Source organism: Microlunatus sp. YIM B11417 (assembly GCF_059617205.1).
Genome location: NZ_JCAMPJ010000001.1, coordinates 647703 through 662779, shown reverse-complemented (window position 1 = coordinate 662779; position 15077 = coordinate 647703). Strand labels below are relative to the sequence as shown.

At 72.3% G+C, this 15077-nt stretch carries 18 protein-coding genes; 6 read left to right on the top strand and 12 right to left on the bottom strand.

The annotated features are described in order from the left end of the window. The first annotated feature begins 48 nt into the window (after positions 1-48). Positions 49-432 carry a hypothetical protein gene (locus AC6CCG_RS03200; RefSeq protein WP_496653003.1) on the top strand — a complete coding sequence of 128 codons (384 nt, stop codon included), beginning with the start codon at positions 49-51 and terminating at the stop codon, positions 430-432. Between the two features lie 4 nt (positions 433-436). Here AC6CCG_RS03200 and AC6CCG_RS03195 read toward each other — a convergent pair whose 3' ends face one another. Next, on the bottom strand, positions 437-1378 hold the full coding sequence (locus AC6CCG_RS03195; RefSeq protein ID WP_496653002.1) for an NADP-dependent oxidoreductase: 942 nt from the start codon (positions 1376-1378) through the stop codon (positions 437-439). 132 nt (positions 1379-1510) lie between these two features. On the opposite strand from AC6CCG_RS03195, the gene AC6CCG_RS03190 reads away from it, so the two are divergent. Continuing rightward, positions 1511-2053: a MarR family winged helix-turn-helix transcriptional regulator gene (locus AC6CCG_RS03190; protein ID WP_496653001.1), complete on the top strand. Its 543-nt coding sequence runs from the start codon at positions 1511-1513 to the stop codon at positions 2051-2053. On the opposite strand, the gene AC6CCG_RS03185 is transcribed toward AC6CCG_RS03190, so the two are convergent. Next, positions 2026-2496 carry a GNAT family N-acetyltransferase gene (locus AC6CCG_RS03185; RefSeq protein ID WP_496653000.1) on the bottom strand — a complete coding sequence of 157 codons (471 nt, stop codon included), beginning with the start codon at positions 2494-2496 and terminating at the stop codon, positions 2026-2028. The two genes, AC6CCG_RS03190 and AC6CCG_RS03185, sit on opposite strands and share 28 nt — an antisense overlap. 81 nt (positions 2497-2577) lie before the next feature. On the opposite strand from AC6CCG_RS03185, the gene AC6CCG_RS03180 reads away from it, so the two are divergent. Beyond that, positions 2578-3087 carry a hypothetical protein gene (locus AC6CCG_RS03180; protein ID WP_496652999.1) on the top strand — a complete coding sequence of 170 codons (510 nt, stop codon included), beginning with the start codon at positions 2578-2580 and terminating at the stop codon, positions 3085-3087. Here AC6CCG_RS03180 and AC6CCG_RS03175 read toward each other — a convergent pair. Continuing rightward, complete coding sequence (locus tag AC6CCG_RS03175) at positions 3060-4001, bottom strand: hypothetical protein (RefSeq protein ID WP_496652998.1); 942 nt, start codon at positions 3999-4001, stop codon at positions 3060-3062. The two genes, AC6CCG_RS03180 and AC6CCG_RS03175, sit on opposite strands and share 28 nt — an antisense overlap. A gap of 85 nt (positions 4002-4086) precedes the next feature. On the opposite strand from AC6CCG_RS03175, the gene AC6CCG_RS03170 reads away from it, so the two are divergent. Continuing rightward, entirely contained in the window at positions 4087-5118 is a 1032-nt protein-coding gene (locus tag AC6CCG_RS03170) for an alcohol dehydrogenase catalytic domain-containing protein (RefSeq protein ID WP_496652997.1), read from the top strand. Here AC6CCG_RS03170 and AC6CCG_RS03165 read toward each other — a convergent pair whose 3' ends face one another. The 8 genes from AC6CCG_RS03165 to AC6CCG_RS03130 form a co-directional block, all read right to left on the bottom strand. Then, positions 5119-6420 carry a hypothetical protein gene (locus tag AC6CCG_RS03165; protein WP_496652996.1) on the bottom strand — a complete coding sequence of 434 codons (1302 nt, stop codon included), beginning with the start codon at positions 6418-6420 and terminating at the stop codon, positions 5119-5121. Positions 6421-6524: 104 nt separating this feature from the next. Next, positions 6525-6902, bottom strand: a complete 378-nt coding sequence (gene trxA / locus AC6CCG_RS03160) for a thioredoxin (RefSeq protein ID WP_179755150.1) — start codon at positions 6900-6902, stop codon at positions 6525-6527. Positions 6903-7008: 106 nt separating this feature from the next. Next, a complete protein-coding gene (locus AC6CCG_RS03155) occupies positions 7009-7812 on the bottom strand; it encodes a class I SAM-dependent methyltransferase (protein ID WP_496652995.1) in 804 nt (267 codons plus the stop codon). Beyond that, a complete protein-coding gene (locus tag AC6CCG_RS03150; RefSeq protein WP_496652994.1) occupies positions 7812-8510 on the bottom strand; it encodes an iron-dependent transcriptional repressor DtxR in 699 nt (232 codons plus the stop codon). The genes AC6CCG_RS03155 and AC6CCG_RS03150 overlap by 1 nt, the downstream gene beginning before the upstream one ends. Positions 8511-8673: 163 nt before the next feature. Next, positions 8674-9507, bottom strand: coding sequence for a class II fructose-bisphosphate aldolase (locus AC6CCG_RS03145; protein WP_496652993.1), 834 nt, complete (start codon positions 9505-9507; stop codon positions 8674-8676). Further along, positions 9504-10640, bottom strand: coding sequence for an N-acetylglucosamine-6-phosphate deacetylase (gene nagA / locus AC6CCG_RS03140; RefSeq protein WP_496652992.1), 1137 nt, complete (start codon positions 10638-10640; stop codon positions 9504-9506). Before nagA ends, AC6CCG_RS03145 begins: the two co-directional genes overlap by 4 nt. Further along, a complete protein-coding gene (locus AC6CCG_RS03135; protein ID WP_496652991.1) occupies positions 10633-11565 on the bottom strand; it encodes an ROK family protein in 933 nt (310 codons plus the stop codon). The genes nagA and AC6CCG_RS03135 overlap by 8 nt, the downstream gene beginning before the upstream one ends. Beyond that, positions 11565-12449 (bottom strand): SIS domain-containing protein, encoded by an 885-nt coding sequence (locus AC6CCG_RS03130; protein WP_496652990.1) that lies wholly within the window; start codon positions 12447-12449, stop codon positions 11565-11567. Before AC6CCG_RS03130 ends, AC6CCG_RS03135 begins: the two co-directional genes overlap by 1 nt. A gap of 74 nt (positions 12450-12523) precedes the next feature. Here AC6CCG_RS03130 and AC6CCG_RS03125 point away from each other — a divergent pair, with 74 nt between their 5' ends. Further along, the gene (locus AC6CCG_RS03125) at positions 12524-13333 is read left to right on the top strand and encodes a DeoR/GlpR family DNA-binding transcription regulator (protein ID WP_496652989.1); all 810 of its coding nucleotides are present in this window, start codon (positions 12524-12526) and stop codon (positions 13331-13333) included. Between the two features lie 348 nt (positions 13334-13681). Next, complete coding sequence (locus tag AC6CCG_RS03120; protein WP_496652988.1) at positions 13682-14314, top strand: acVLRF1 family peptidyl-tRNA hydrolase; 633 nt, start codon at positions 13682-13684, stop codon at positions 14312-14314. Here AC6CCG_RS03120 and AC6CCG_RS03115 read toward each other — a convergent pair whose 3' ends face one another. After that, positions 14315-15073 (bottom strand): FadR/GntR family transcriptional regulator, encoded by a 759-nt coding sequence (locus AC6CCG_RS03115; protein WP_496652987.1) that lies wholly within the window; start codon positions 15071-15073, stop codon positions 14315-14317. Positions 15074-15077: the final 4 nt, after the last annotated feature.

Here is a 15077-nt window from a genome sequence, read left to right as displayed (position 1 = left end):
GACTTCTACGATATGTAGAATCAGGTCGACGCGACCCGCAGGAGCTCCATGCCGTTCGAGACCTTCGACCCCGGCCGCCCGGCCGGGCGGCCGGCGACCGCGCCCGGAGGCTTCGTGTGGCAGGCCCGCCGGGACGCCATCCTGACCGTGTGCGAGCGCTGCCTGCCCGACCGTTCCGCCCGTTGGTTGCGCCGGCTCCGGTCAGCGGTGTCCGCCGCACTGAACACCGACGCCATCACCATCGCGCTCGCCGGCTGCACCCGCACCTGCGCCGGCCAGGACGATCTCACCCTCGTGCTCAGCCTGCCGGACGGGCAGACCCTGGTCACCGCGGTCCCGCCGACCGAGGAGGTCGCCGACCGCCTCGTCACCGAGCTCGGCCGCCTGCTCGGCCAGTCGGCCTGGCGGGGCCGCCGGGTGCTCATCGACTGAACGCTCACGGAACCAGGATCGTCCGGCCGGCCAGCCGCCCGGCGACGCCCCGGTCGTGGACGTCGGCCAGTTCGGTCAGCGAGCGCCGTTCGGCGACGTCGATCACCAGCTCGCCGGCATCCACGAGCGCGACCAGTTCGGCCAGCTGGTCCGGGTCGGGACGCACGAAGACCCGCAGGGTACGGACACCACGCCCGGCTTGTTCGGGACCAGGCGTGGTGGTGCTGACGAAGGCGCCGCCGTCGGCGACCAGGCCGATCAGCCGAGCGGTCTCCTCCGGGCCGGTCCGGACCAGGTGCAGCACGACGTCGAACCGCTCGCCGGCCAGCGCCTCCTCGATCGGGCCGGCGGTGTGGTCGACCACCCGCTCCGCGCCGCGGGCCCGGACCCGTTCCGCACTGCGCGGCGCGGCGACCGCGGTCACGGCGGCACCGGCCCGCCGGGCGAGCTGCACAGCGTAGCCGCCCACACCCCCGCCGGCGCCGTTGATCAAGATCCGCTGCCCCGGCTGCAACCCGGCGACCTCGAACAGGGCCTGCCAGGCGGTCAGCCCGACCACCGGCAGGGCCGCCGCGTCGGCCGGATCGACCGCCCGCGGCGCCCGGGCCAGGACAGCGGCCGGTGCGGTGACGTACTCGGCGGCCGCACCGGGTTCCGTCGCCGGCAGCATCCCGATCACGGCGTCCCCGACCCGCCAGCCGTCGACCTCCGGGCCGACCTCGGTGATCACGCCGGACACGTCGAGGTTGGGCGTGTGCGGGAAGGACACCGCGAAGGCGTCCCGCATGATGCCGATCCGGATCGCGGCGTCCAGCAGGTTGAACGCAGTGCCGGCCACCTGCAACACCACCTGACCCGCGCCGGCGACCGGACGGTCCACATCCTCGTAGACCAGGACACCGGAGTCGCCGTGGGAGTGATAACGCATGGCCTTCATGATCAACATTCCTCTCCTCGATCTGCTTCGAATTCGAAGCACTTGAGTACGAATCTAGCTCGCTTCGAATTCGAAGCACATAGGGTGCGAGGGTGACCTGCGGCACATGCTTCGAACTCGAAGCAGGTAGGCTGGCCGGCGATGACCGGCCCACTGATCGACCTCGGCGACGACGTCGAGGCTCCCGATCCCCAGCGCCTGGGCGCGTACTTCGCGCTCATGGAGGCCGTCACCCTGCTCCAGCACCAGGTGGAGCAGCAGCTGCGCAGCGTCGGGTTGAGCACGGTCCAGTTCCAGGTGCTGAGCAGCCTCGCCGCTGCCGACGGGAAGCTGACCATGACGGCGCTCGCCGACGGCGTGGTCTACAGCCGCAGCGGGCTGACGTACCAGGCGGGGCTGTTGGAGAAGGCCGGCCTGATCACCCGCGAGCCGAGCCCGGACGACGAGCGCGGCACGCTCGTCACGATCACCAGGAAGGGCGTCGCCCTGGTCAACCGGGCACTGCCCGGCCACATCGAGGTGGTCAGCCGGCTGCTCTTCGAGCCGCTGTCCGACCGGGACCTGGGCCGGCTCGGCGAGATCATGGCCCGGGTCCGTGATCACATGCGGGCGCAGCCGCCGCGGTCAGCCGCCCCCCGGAAACGCCGGGACGGCGGTCAGTCCAAGGGCGGAACGGGCCGGTAGAGCCGTACCTCGTCGTAGATCGCGTCGTAGTCGAGATAGCCCCCGGGCAGCCGCGCCCACTCGGTGAAGCCCAGCCCGCGATAGGCGCGCTCGGCGGCCGTGCCGCCCCGGCAGGCCACGTCCAGGATCGAGACGTCCCACTCCCGCCGGGCATAGCGGGCCAGGTAGTCGATCATGCGCCGGGCCAGCCCGGACCCGCGTTCGGCCGGGACGATCACGAAGCCGCCGAGCTCGGCCCGGTGCCGGCGCATCCGGTGGGTCTCCCGGATCAGGTTGCAGCTGGCGACGATCTCGCCGTCATCGTTCTCGGCGACGATGTGGAGCGAGTCCGGCGGGCGGTTGAACCGTTCGTCGGCCGCCCGCAGTTCGGCCAGGGTCATGTCGGTGAAGATCGCCCGCTGCAGCTCCCCGAGATCGGCCTCGGCGGCCCGGCGAATCCTCATGCGCTGAGACTACGGGTTTCGGTCCCACCACGTACGGGTACGTCGGCCGAGTCAACCCGTACCTGTCGAAGGAGGGATCCGATGGACCCCACCGCATGGCTCCTGCCGGTCCTCGGTCTCGTCATCCTGATCGTCCTCGCCCTCATCGTGATCTCCGTGGTGATGCGGAGTCGGGCCAAGGCGAGAGAGGCGCAACTGAACCGCGACCAGGAGCGCGCCAGCGCACTCCGGGAGGCGGGCAACCAGTCCCAGCTCGCGGCGAAGGCTCGCCGAGCTGACGCCGTCGACCACCGGGCGGCAGCCGACCACGCCCGCGCCGACGCCGAACAGGCCCGCGCCGCCGCGGACCGGGCCGAGGTCGAGGCCGAACGCCGCGACCGGGCCGCCGAGACCCACCAGACGGAGGCGGACCGGAAGGAGGCCGAGGCGGCCGAGCGCCTCGAGGCCGCCCGGTCGGCCGGGCCCAGTGCCCCAGCCGACTCCGAACCTTCCGACGAGCCGCGCCGGCGGCGGGACCCGGAGGACGAGGCCGGCCGGGTCGATCCGGCGGACCGCCGGCACAGCTATCCGGCCGACCACCCCCGCGAGTAGGCCACCAGCGTCCGGACCGCGTCGACGGTCACCACGCCGCGCCAGGCCAGTTCGGCCACCGGGCCGGGCGGCTGCCAGCTGATCGGCCAGCCGCCGTCGTCCTGCTGGCCCGCGACGAGGGCGTCCAGGTGCGCCTTGACGGCGTCGTCGGGGAACAGCCGCCGAGCGGGCGCGTCCGGCTTCGGCGCGAACTGGAGCGGCGTCACGCCGTAGCCCGGCCCCGGGTAGAGGTGGAAGTGCGACAGCGTGTCGACCCGACCGGCCAGCACCTGGAACTGCTCGTCCGCCCAGGCCCGGTCGTCGCTGCCGGCCAGGAACGCGGCGATGTTCAGGGCGGCGTGGCCGCCGAGCTCGGGCTCCTCCAGTGACTGTTCGACCTCGGTACGGCAGCACGCCTCGGCTCGGTCCAGCCAGGAGGAGGCGAGGCCGAGCCGGCGCAGCCGGACCACGATCCCACCGGTCGGGTTGAGGCCGAGCGGGAACGCCTCGCTGTCCCAGTGGTCCGCGTGCGGGTGGTCCTGGACCGACGGCAGCACGATCGGCAGTGCGCCGCTGGGGGCCGCCACCGCCGCCAGGTACGGCAGCGTCCGGGCCCCGAAGTCGCGCGCGTGCTCGCGCACGCCGGCGTCGTCGACCAGGTCGAGCACCTGGTCGATCACGCCCAGGGCGAAGTCCACCGCGACCGGCTGGCTGTCCGGCGCCTGCACGTCCGCTTCCAGCCCGTGGCCGAGGCCCCCGTCGGGGTTCCGATAGCCGTCCAGCGCCGCCAGCACCGCGTGTCCGACGGCCGGGTCCGCCGGGCCCCTGCCGCCGCCGGCACGACACCGGACGAGTTGCCAGAGCCGCCGCTCGACCAGCCGGCCGTTGCCGATCACGAACCGCCCGGCCCGGTCGATCATCTCCTCGGTCACCATGCGCCGGACTCTAGGGGCCACCACCGACAACCTCGGGTTACCGTGACCGCGTGCAGCGACTTCTCCCGGACGGGCCGACGATCCGATGAGGGCCCTGGTCTACGACGAGGTCGCCGGGCCGCCGGCGGTCCGCGACGTCCCGGACCCGGACTGCCCGCCCGACGGCGTGATCATCCGGGTGGCGGCGACGGGAGTCTGCCGGTCGGACTGGCACGCCTGGCAGGGCCACGACCCGGTCCGGCTGCCGCACGTCGGCGGCCACGAGTTCGCCGGCGTGATCGCCGCCGTCGGGGACGGGGTCCGGACCTGGGCGGTCGGCGACCGGGTCACGGCCCCGTTCGTCAACGGCTGCGGGCACTGTGCCTACTGTGCCGCGGGTCAGGCGCAGGTGTGCCCGGCGCAGACCCAGCCGGGGTTCACCGGCTGGGGTTCGTTCGCCGAACTGGTGCCGGTGGCCGCGGCCGACCTGAACCTGGTCCGGCTGCCGGAGTCGCTCGGGTTCGCCGAGGCGGCGGCGCTCGGCTGCCGGTTCGCCACCGCCTATCACGCGCTCACCGCACAGGGCGGCCTGGCCGCGGGTCAGCTGGTCGCGGTGTTCGGCTGCGGCGGCGCCGGCCTGTCCGCGATCATGATCGCCCGCGCGCGCGGCGCCCGGGTGATCGCGATCGACCCGGCGCCGGCGGCCCGCGACCTGGCCACCGGGTTCGGCGCGGAGCTGATCATGGATCCGGCCGCGCTGGACGTACCGCAGTCGATCATGGACCTCGGCGGTGCCGACCTCACCCTGGACTGCGCCGGCTCGCCCGTCGCCGCGGTCGCCGCGGTCGGCTCCTTGCGCCGCCGCGGCCGGCACGTGCAGGTCGGCCTGCTGCTCGGTGATCACTCCACACCCCCGCTGCCGCTGGACCGGGTGATCGCCTGGGAGCTGGCCGTGCTCGGCTCGCACGGGATGCCGGCGGCGGACTACCCGGCCATGCTGGAGTTGATCACGTCCGGCGCGGTCGATCCCGGCAAGTTGATCATGAACCGGACGGACCTGGCCGGCGCCGGGGCGGCGCTGCAGGCGATGGACCGGCCGGGCAGCCACGGGATCACGGTCGCCGACCCGGCCGGCTGATCAGTCCTTCAGCAGTTCCGTGATCGCCCGGAGCAACTCGGCCTCGGCGGCCGGGCTGACGTTGCTGGCCCGCTCGCTGGTCTCGTAGCCGCCCTCCCCGTACGCCCGCGCGGTGCCGATGTAGCCCGGCCCGTAGTCGCCGTACGCCGCGACGCCGACACCGAGGTCCGGCCGCAGCTGCTTGGCCGCCAGCTGGTACTCGACGAAGGCCTCGCCGGGCAGGTGCAGCAACCGCACCCCACCGGCCCGGAGCAGTTGCAGGTCGATCGCCCGCCCGGCCCGGGCCCGGCGCAGCCAGCTGAGCCGGTCCGCTCCGGACAGGAACGCGTCACCCTCCCCCGCGTCGATCATCGCCAGCAGCGCCGGCTCGTCCAGGTGTTCGGCGGGCGGCAACCGGACCGGCTCGGTGCGCCAGCCGACGTCGGCCGCCGTGATCGGGGTCCGCTCGGTCGCCGCCCAGGCCCGGCGCAGCCCGTCGGCCAGCCGGCCGGCCAGCACGACCCGGTTCTCCGGGTCGCCGTCGTTGTACTTGCCGGCACCGATGTTGCCGCCCGCTCCGTTGAAGTGGACGTGCAGCGCGCCGGGCACCGACTGCCCGCGCAGGAACCGCGCGATGCCGGGGAAGTCCGGGCTGGGTGTCTCGGTCAGGTAGTAGCTCTGCGGATGGCAGGCGTAGTAGCTGAGCAGCGCCACCGGGCGCTCCCCCGCGAAGAACGTGACCAGGCTGACCTCGGGGTCGATCACGCCCTCCGGCTCGGCCCGCAGTTCGGGCTCGACCGTCTTGGTCATCCGCATCGCCCGGACCCGGCCGTCGTCGCCGAGGATCCGGCGGTTGGAGGCGACCCGTTCGACGTTCGCGGTGCCCCAGCCGAGATGGCTGACCGGGACCGGTTCGGCGAGCGAGAGCTTGATCGCGGCGGCGGCGTCGTCGAGCACCCGGCGGGCGAGCGTGCCGTCCCAGCGACCGGGTTCGCGGCCGGCCTCGATCAGGATCCGTTCGGCCGAGAAGTCACACGCCGGGGCGTCATGCTGGTGCAGCGTGTGGACGGCGACCCGGTCCGGCGTCGTACCCGCCGCGTCGGCGAGCCGGTCCCGGAACGCGTCGTGGCCCTCGTTGCCGATCCCGATCCAGTCCACCGCGCAGAGCACGATCGGTGCCTCGGCGCCGAGCAGTACGATGCCGCGACAGCTGAGGGAGAGTTCGTCGGTCGCCCCGACCTGCCGGTACGCCATCTCGCTGCCGACCGGCGGGGTGGCGTCGACGCGGAACGTGGCCAGCGCCAGCGGCGCCGTCGTGGTCATGATCAACTTCTATCAGGTACCACAGCGAGGGCGCCGCACCGGGTCCGCAGGGTGACGGAAGCCCCGGCGCCTGTCACCAGGCGCCGGGGCGGCGAACACGGGGCTCAGGCCTCGCCGTGCTCTTCCTTCAGCTTCGCGACCTCGGCATGCACCTTCTCCATGTCGAGACCCTTCACCGCGTCCACGACCTGCTTCAGCTGCGGGGCCTGCAGCGCGCCGGCCTGGTTGAACACCAGCACGCCCTCGCGGAACGCCATCAGGGTCGGGATGCTGGAGACGCCGAGCTGGCCGCTCAGGGCCTGGTTGGCGTCGGTGTCCAGCTTGGCGAACACGATGTCGGAGTGACTCTCGGACTCGGCCTCGAAGACCGGGCCGAACCGCTTGCACGGCGGGCACCACTCGGCCCAGAAGTCGACCAACACGATGTCGTTGTCGGAGATCGTCTTCTCGAACTGGTCAGAGTTGAGTTCGATCGTTGCCATGTCTGCTCCTGGCTGCCCTGACGGCAGCGGTTGTGATGAATGCCTTGTCGCCGGCTGTAACGCCCGGCGGGGGCCGGACTATTCCGGGGCCCGCAAGCCCCGCACGCTACTTGATCGCCACCACCCGCCGCATCGGAATGGTGATCGGGAACGGCCCGCGCTTGGCCAGCCGGTGGGTCAGGAAGTCGACCGCGGACGCGACCCGGGCCGGCTTGGTGCTCGGCAGGTAGAGCGCCGAGAGCAGCAGTTCGGCGTCCTCGCGGGAGGTCACCGTGTAGTGGTAGCGCTCGCGGGCGTCCTCGACCCGGCGCAGCCCGGCCCCCAGCAGGGTTCGGGTGAAGCCGGCCAGCTCCACCGAGCCGGGGAACCGGGGCGAGCCGCGCAGCCGGGCGTTGATCCGGGCCGGCACCCGCATCTCGGCCGGGGACAGCGGGCGCAGTGCGGGCGCGATCGCCGCCAGCACGCCGCCCGGCTTGAGGACCCGGGCGATCTCGGCCAGCACCCGGTCCAGCGGCCGGATCACCAGCAGGCCCATCGAACTGGTCACGGCGTCCACCGACCCGTCCCGGAACGGCAGCCGCAGGGCGTCGCCGCGCACCCATGGCCCGGGGCCGCGCTCGGCCGCCAGCCTCAGCTCCCCGGCGGACAGGTCGACGCCGATCACGGTCCGTACCTTCGAGGCACTGGGCGGCCGGCTCAGCAGTTCGCGCGACATCGGGCCGGAGCCGCAGGCGACGTCGAGCACCGTACCGGCGTCGGAGACGGCCCGGGCCAGCCAGCGGTACGGCGTGTGGTCGCCGGCCAGCGACCGGGACAGCACGGCTTCGATGACGCCCGGGCGAGCCGCGTGGAACTGGGCCAGGAACCGCGGCCAGTCCAGACCGTCCTCGGACACGACGAGGGCCGGCATCACACCCGGGAGACGAACAGGTAGGCGGACGCCTCGAGCGAGATCTCGCAGGGCGGGGCGTCGACCGCGGTCAGCTTGACCCCGAGACCACCGCCCTCGACCTGCACCTCGACCCCGGGCTTGATGCCTGCCGCCCGCAGCGTCCCCATGGTGTCGATGTCCTTCTGGATCTCTTCGCTGATCCGCTCGACGACGACCCGGGCGGAGGCGCCGTCGGTGCGCTCGATCAGGTCCCGCAGCTGGTCGTTGCCGGCCCGGAACTCCACCTTCGGCGCCTTCACACCGAGTTCCTCCAGGCCCGGGATCGGATTGCCGTACGGCGAAGCGACGGGAGCCTCCAGCAGCTCGACCAGTCGGTGCTCGACGTCGGTGGAGATGACGTGTTCCCAGCGGCACGCCTCGACGTGCACCTTCTCCCACTCCAGCCCGATCACGTCGGTCAGCAGCCGTTCCGCCAGCCGGTGCTTCCGCATCACCCGCATGGCCCGGTCCCGGCCCTCCGGGGACAGTTCGAGATGACGGTCGCCCTCGACCTTGACCAGTCCGTCCCGCTCCATCCGCGCGACCGTCTGCGAGACGGTCGGCCCGCTCTGGTGCAACCGCTCGGCGATCCGGGCCCGCAGCGGCACGATCCCCTCTTCCTCAAGCTCGAAGATGGTCCGCAGATACATCTCCGTGGTGTCGATCAAATCGCTCACGGTGCCCATTCTCCCTGATCAAACCAAAGTTACACGGCGCAGTCGTCAGCGCCCTCGGATCCAGCTGCCGCGCTGCACTGTCGAGAGGCCGCACGAACGTGTTCGTAAGACTAGAACATGGCAATCAATGCCGTCCCCGACTGCTCGACACCACGTTCCTGAGTCAGGATGCCAGCAGCGTCAGCAGTCGGGCCACTTCGGCGGCCACCGCGTCACGAGCCGGGCCGAGATACTTCCGGCTGTCCACCATGGCCGGGTTGTCGCCGAGCACGGCCCGGACCCGGTCGGTGAACACGGCGTTCAGATGGGTGGCGATGTTGATCTTCGTCATGCCGGCGGCGACGGCCCGGACGATCTCGTCGTCGGCCACCCCGGACGAGCCGTGCAGCACCAACGGCACCGGCACCGCGGCGGCCAGTTCGGCGATCAGGTCCAGGTCCAGCTTCGCGGTCCGCTCGGTCATCGCGTGCGACGAGCCGACGGCGACCGCCAGGGCGTCGACACCGGTCTCCGCGACGAAGGCGACCGCCTCGTCCGGCCGCGTCCGGGCGCCCGGCGCGTGCACGCCGTCCTTGCCGCCGACCTCGCCCAGCTCGGCCTCGACCGAGATCCCGCGGGCCCGGCACTGGGCCACCACGGCCGCCGTCTCCGCCACGTTCTCCGCGTACGGCAGCGCCGACGCGTCGAACATCACCGAGGTGAAGCCGACCTCGACCGCCTGGTCGACCAGCCCGCGCTCGGTCGCGTGATCGAGATGCACCACGGCCCGGACCGACGCCGCCTCCGCGATCGCCAGCGTCGCCAGCCCGATCGGGCGCAGCGCGCCGTGATAGCGCACGGCGTTCTGGGACACCTGCAGCACCACGTCGGCGCCGGCCTGCTCGGCGCCGGCCACCAGGGCCTCGGCGTGCTCGATGCTGAACACGTTGAACGCGCCGACCGCCTGCTGGCGCTCGGCGGCGGTCGCGAGGACGTCGGTCAGGGTCGCCAGGGTCATTCGGTCTCCAGCCAGTTCCCGGCCCGCAGCACGCGCTGCAGCCGGCCATGATCATCGACAACGCAGAGGTCGGCGGCGCGGCCGACCGTGAGCTCGCCCACCCGGTCCAGACCGTGCGCGCGGGCCGGGGTGGTCGCGGCCATCCGTGCGGCGTCGGGGACGGGCACCCCGAGCCCGACGACGAACTCGACGGCGCCGGCCATGGTCAGGGTCGAGCCCGCGATCGAGCCGGCGCTGCCGTCCGGATTGACCAGGTGCACGGCGCCGCCGGCGACCGCCACCTCCAGGTGCCCCAGTGAATACGTACCGTCGGCGAGGCCGGCCGCGGACATCGCGTCGGTGATCAACGCCACCCGGTCCGGGCCGGCGGCGTCGATCGCCAGCCTGATCACGTCCGGGTGCAGGTGGATCCCGTCGCAGATCAGTTCGACGGTCACCCGTTGATCGTCGAGCAGCCGCGGCACCGGACCTGGTTCCCGGTGATGGATCGGCCGCATCGCGTTGAACAGGTGGGTCGCCACCGTGGCACCGGCGTCGATCGCCGCCGCGGTCTGCCGCTCGTCGGAGTCGCTGTGCCCGAACGCCACCCGGATCCCGGCCCGGGTCAGCCGTTCGATCGCCTCCGGACCATGATCGAGTTCCGGGGCCAGCGTGATCATGGCGATCCGGCCGTCGCCCGCCGCCAGCACCCGGTCCAGCAGCTCGGGGGTCGGCGGGGTCAGCAGGGCCGGGTCGTGCGCTCCGCACTTGGCCGCCGAGAGGAACGGGCCCTCGAGGTGGATGCCGGCGAACGCGCCGGAGTCGACCAGCGGCACCAGGGTCTCGATCTGCTGCACCAGCAGGTCCGGCGCGGCGCTGACCAGGCTGGCGTAGCTGGTCGTGGTTCCTTTGCGGGCATGGAACTCCCGCGCCGTACGGGCCTCGTCGGCGTCCGTGGTCGGGTAGTCGCCGCCGCCACCGCCGTGCACATGGGTGTCGACGTAGCCCGGCAGCACCCAGCCCGCCACCGGTTCGCCGGAACCCGTCGAGGGGCCGAGGTCGGTGATCACACCGTCGGCGATCTTGATCCTGACGTCGGTGCGGACCCCGTCCGGCGTCACCACGCGCTCGCAACGCAGCACGGTCTCAGTCATGATCACCTCGCAGTTCGGCCCAGCCGAGCAGGCCCGCCCCGATCAGGCCGGCGTCGGCGCCGAGGCTGGCCAGCCGGAACTCCGGCACCCGCTGGAACGTCGCCGTGGCGGCGATCCGGCGCTCCACCTCGGGCAGGAACAGGTCGGCCGCACCGGACAGCCCGCCGCCGATGATGATCACCTCGGAGCCGAGCAGCGTGGTGCTCAGCAGCAGCGACTCGGTGAGCGCGTCGATCACCACGGCGAACGCGGCCAGAGCGTCCGGGTCTCCGGCGCGGGCCGCCTCGGCGACCGCGCGGGCGTCCGGGTTCGGCCCGACCTCCTCGCCGCGGGCGGCCGCGTAGCCGCGGGCCACACCGGCGGCCGAGGCCACCGTCTCCAGACAGCCGATCTGGCCGCAGGCGCACGGGGTCTCGCCGGCCGCCCGGACCCGGGTGTGGCCGATCTCGCCGGCATAGCCGCCGGCCTCGAGCAGCCGCCCGTCCACGATCATGGCCGCCGCGATGCCGGTGCCGATCGGCAGGAAGAACACGTTCTGGGCGTCCGGGCGGCCGAGCTGCCATTCGGCCAGGCCGCCGGCCCGGACGTCGTGGCCGACCGCGCCGGACAGCCCGGTGCGGTCGTGCAGCCGGTCCCGGATCGGCATCTCGGTCCAGCCGACGTTGGGCGCGGCCCGGACGGTGCCGCTGGCCGCGTCGATGATGCCGGGGACGACGATGCCGAAACCGTGGCAGGGGCCGGGTGCCGCGGCCGCCGCCTCGGCGATCCGGTCACCGAGCCAGTCGGCCAGTCCGTCCGCGCCGCCGGCCCGGTAGGTGTCCAGGCGTCGCACCGCGGAGGCGGTGCCGTCCTCGCTGACGTACCCGATCTTGGTCAGGGTGCCGCCGAGATCGACCGCGACGACGCACTCGGGCGAATCAGCCATCAAGCGTCCAGGACGACCGAGCGGCTCAGGTGCCGCGGCTCATCGGGGTTGACGCCGAGCCCGATCGCCCGGGCCACCGCGACCCGCTGGGCCAGGATCAGGTCGACCAGCGGATCAAGATCATGATCGACGAAGGTCGCGCCGGTCGCGGTCACGTCGTCGGCCAGGCCGGCCGGAGCGTCGCCGAACATCCAGACCGCACGTCCCTTGCTGGCAATGGAGATCGGGCCGTGCCGGTAGTCCATCGCCGGGTACGACTCCGCCCAGCTGGCCGAGGTCTCGCGGAACTTCAACGCCGCCTCGTGGGCGATCCCGACCGACCAGCCGCGACCCAGGAAGGTGAGCTGCTCCGCCTCCGGCAGACCCTCCGGCAGCGGCGCGGCGACCGTGTCCTTGGCCGCCGCGATCAGCGGATCAAGATCATCGCCGTACGCGGAGCGGAACAGCGCCAGCGTCGAGGTGGCGAACCGGGTCTGCACCACCGACTGCTCGTCGGCGAACGCGAGGTCGACGATCTCGTCGGCCAGATCGACCACCGGAGTGCTCAGGTCACCGGTCACGGCGACGGTGGGCACCCGGCCGCGCAGCCGGGTCAGCACGTCGAGCACCTCGGTCGTGGTGCCGGACCGGGTCAGCGCGACGACCCGGTCGTACCCGCGGTCCAGCAGCGCTTCGGAGGCCGTGTAGGCGTCGCTCTCGCCGAGCCCGCGCGCCTCGCGCCAGTGCGCGACGATCTGCGCGACGAACCAGGAGGTGCCGCAGCCGACGAAGGCGACCCGCTCCCCTGGCTTCGGCAGCCGGTCGGCCACCCGGGCGGCGCGGTCGACCGCCGTGGACCAGCAGTCGGGTTGAGAGGCGATCTCCGCCTCGACATGGAAGCTCATGGGCAACATCCTGGTCGTAATTATGCGTGTTTCGCACCCAAATGTGCAGATATGAGCATATCATGCTGATCACCATGAAAGCCGAACTCACCCGGGCGGAGCGGTTGTCGGCACTCCTCGAACGCCTCGTCTCCGCCGGGCAACTCGAGGTCGAGGACGCGGCCGCCTTCTTCGGGGTCTCCGCCGCGACGATCCGGCGCGACCTCGACTACCTGGCCGAACAGCAACTGCTCGCCCGGACCCATGGTGGCGCAGTCCCGAACACGACCAGCTACGACCTCCCGTTGCGCTACAAGACCAGCGCCCGCAGCGAGGCCAAGGCCCGGATCGCGGAGCGCGCCGTCGAACTGCTCTGGCCGGGCTGCACCGTCTCGATGAACGGCGGTACGACCACCGTCGAGGTGGCCCGCGCCCTGCCCCGGGCGGCCCGGCTCCGGGAGTCCGCGCCGGGCAGCATGGAGCCGCACGGGATCACGGTCGTCACCAACGCGCTCAACATCGCCACCGAACTGACCGTCCGCCCGTTCATCAAGATCGTCGTCTGCGGCGGCGTGGCCCGGCCGCAGAGCTACGAACTGGTCGGCGCCATCGCCGGCGAGACCCTGAGCCAGCTCACCCCGGACCTGTGCTTCCTCGGCGTCGTCGGACTCGACCCGGAGGCCGGCCTGACCACCAACGACGAGGCCGAGGCCGCGATCAACCGGGTGATGATGCAGCAGGCCAAGCGGACCGTCGTCGTCGCCGACTCCGCGAAGCTCGGCCGGGTCGACTTCTGCCGGATCTGCCGGGTCGACGAGGTCGACGCCGTACTCACCGACGCCGACGCCGACCCGGAGATCGTCGCCGCCCTCCGAGCCGCCGGCCCCGAAGTGATCCTCGCCTGACCGCCCGCCCCGCCGATCCCGCACGCAGCCGCGACCGGCGATGCGGGGACGACCCGGATCGCTGCGAGTGAAATCCGTTGACGGCCTTTTGGTCGCCGCCTACGGTGGTGGCACACGTGAAAGGAGGTGGTCCGAAGAATGAATTCTTTTGGGACTCGTGAGGTGGCGGCCAGCTAGTCGCTGACCAGGTCTTGTGACTGTCGGTCCATGACCGGCTAATCCAAAGGCCGACACCCGGACCCGCGAGCGCCAGGGCTTGTCCTCCCGGCCGTTGATCAGCCGACGCACTGAGTCGGTGGTCGACGAAGAGCTCGCGGGTTCGTCCTTTCTCTGGTAGAAGGTCGGACCATGATCACCAGGACGGTCACCATCCCCGGTGTACGGTTGCCGGCCTGGCTGGACGGGTTCCGGCGGCGACACGGTGCGTTCCGGGGCGACCTGGACGCCGGCAAGATCACGATCAACGCCGACGACGGGGCGATCGCCGTGATCACACCGCCCTTCCCTCCACTGCCGCCGGACGGCGACCCGCTCGAGACCCTGCTCGCCCATGTCGCCGCCGAGCGCCGGGTCGGCGCCCTGCTGGTCCGCCGCAGCGGGTACGCGGTCGGCGTCTTCGCCGGGTCGGCCTTGATCGTCTCGAAGGTCGGATCCCGTTACGTGCAAGGCAAGACCAAGGCCGGTGGCTGGTCGCAGCAGCGGTTCGCGCGGCGCCGGGACAACCAGGCGACCGCACTGTACGGCGACGTCGCCGATCATGCCGACCGGCTGCTCGTCCCGGAACTGAACCGACTGGACGCGGTGGCCACCGGCGGTGACCGGGCGGGCGTCGACGCCGTCCTCGATGATCATCGACTGGCACCGCTGCGCCCGTTGATCATGCCCCGGCTCTACCCGGTGCCCGACCCGAAGCTGGCTGTCCTGCAGGACCTGCCACGCCAATTCACCGCCGTCGAGATCGGCCTCAACGAGCTCGCCTGATCACGGCTGCCGGGACATCGCCTCGATCAGGGCCCGCTTGCCCTCCAGGACGACGACCAGCATCGCCTCGGCGGCGCCTTCCGCGTCCCCGCGGGTGATCGCCTGGTAGACGGCGGCGTGCGCGGCCGCGTCGTCGGCGAAGTCGACCCCGCCCTTCGCACCGGCCCGGGCCCGCTGCTGGACGTCGAAGGTGAGCCGCATGAAGTCGGCCACCAGGCGGCCGAACCGTTGCAGCAAAGCGTTGTGCGAGGCCGCGTAGACGGCCATGTGGAACTCGACGTCGGCGTCGGCGTAGCCGAGATGATCATGGGCCTGGTCCCGCATCCGGTCCACCGCGAGCTCGATCCGGCGCAGGTCGGCCATCTGCGATCGACCGGCCGCCAGCCGGGCCGCCGATGGCTCGAGCAGCTGACGGATCTCGATCAGGTCGCCCATGACCTCCTCGCCCCGGCCCTGCGCCTCGTACCAGCGCAGGATGTCACTGTCGAAGACGCCCCACAGCTCCTCCGGCCGGACCCGGGTGCCGATCTTGGGCCGGATCTCGATCAGGCCCTTCGCGGCGAGCACCTTCATCGCCTCGCGGATCACGGTCCGGCTGACCTGGTACTCGGTGATCAGTTCGGGCTCGCGCGGCAGCAGGTCACCGGGCCGGTAGCGGCCGCCGACGATCTGCCGGCCGAGGTCGTCGATCACCTGGCCCTGCCGTCCGCGCAGCGCGTACCCGCCGGGTGAGTCGCGGGCGGGCTCCCGAGCTGCCATCCGA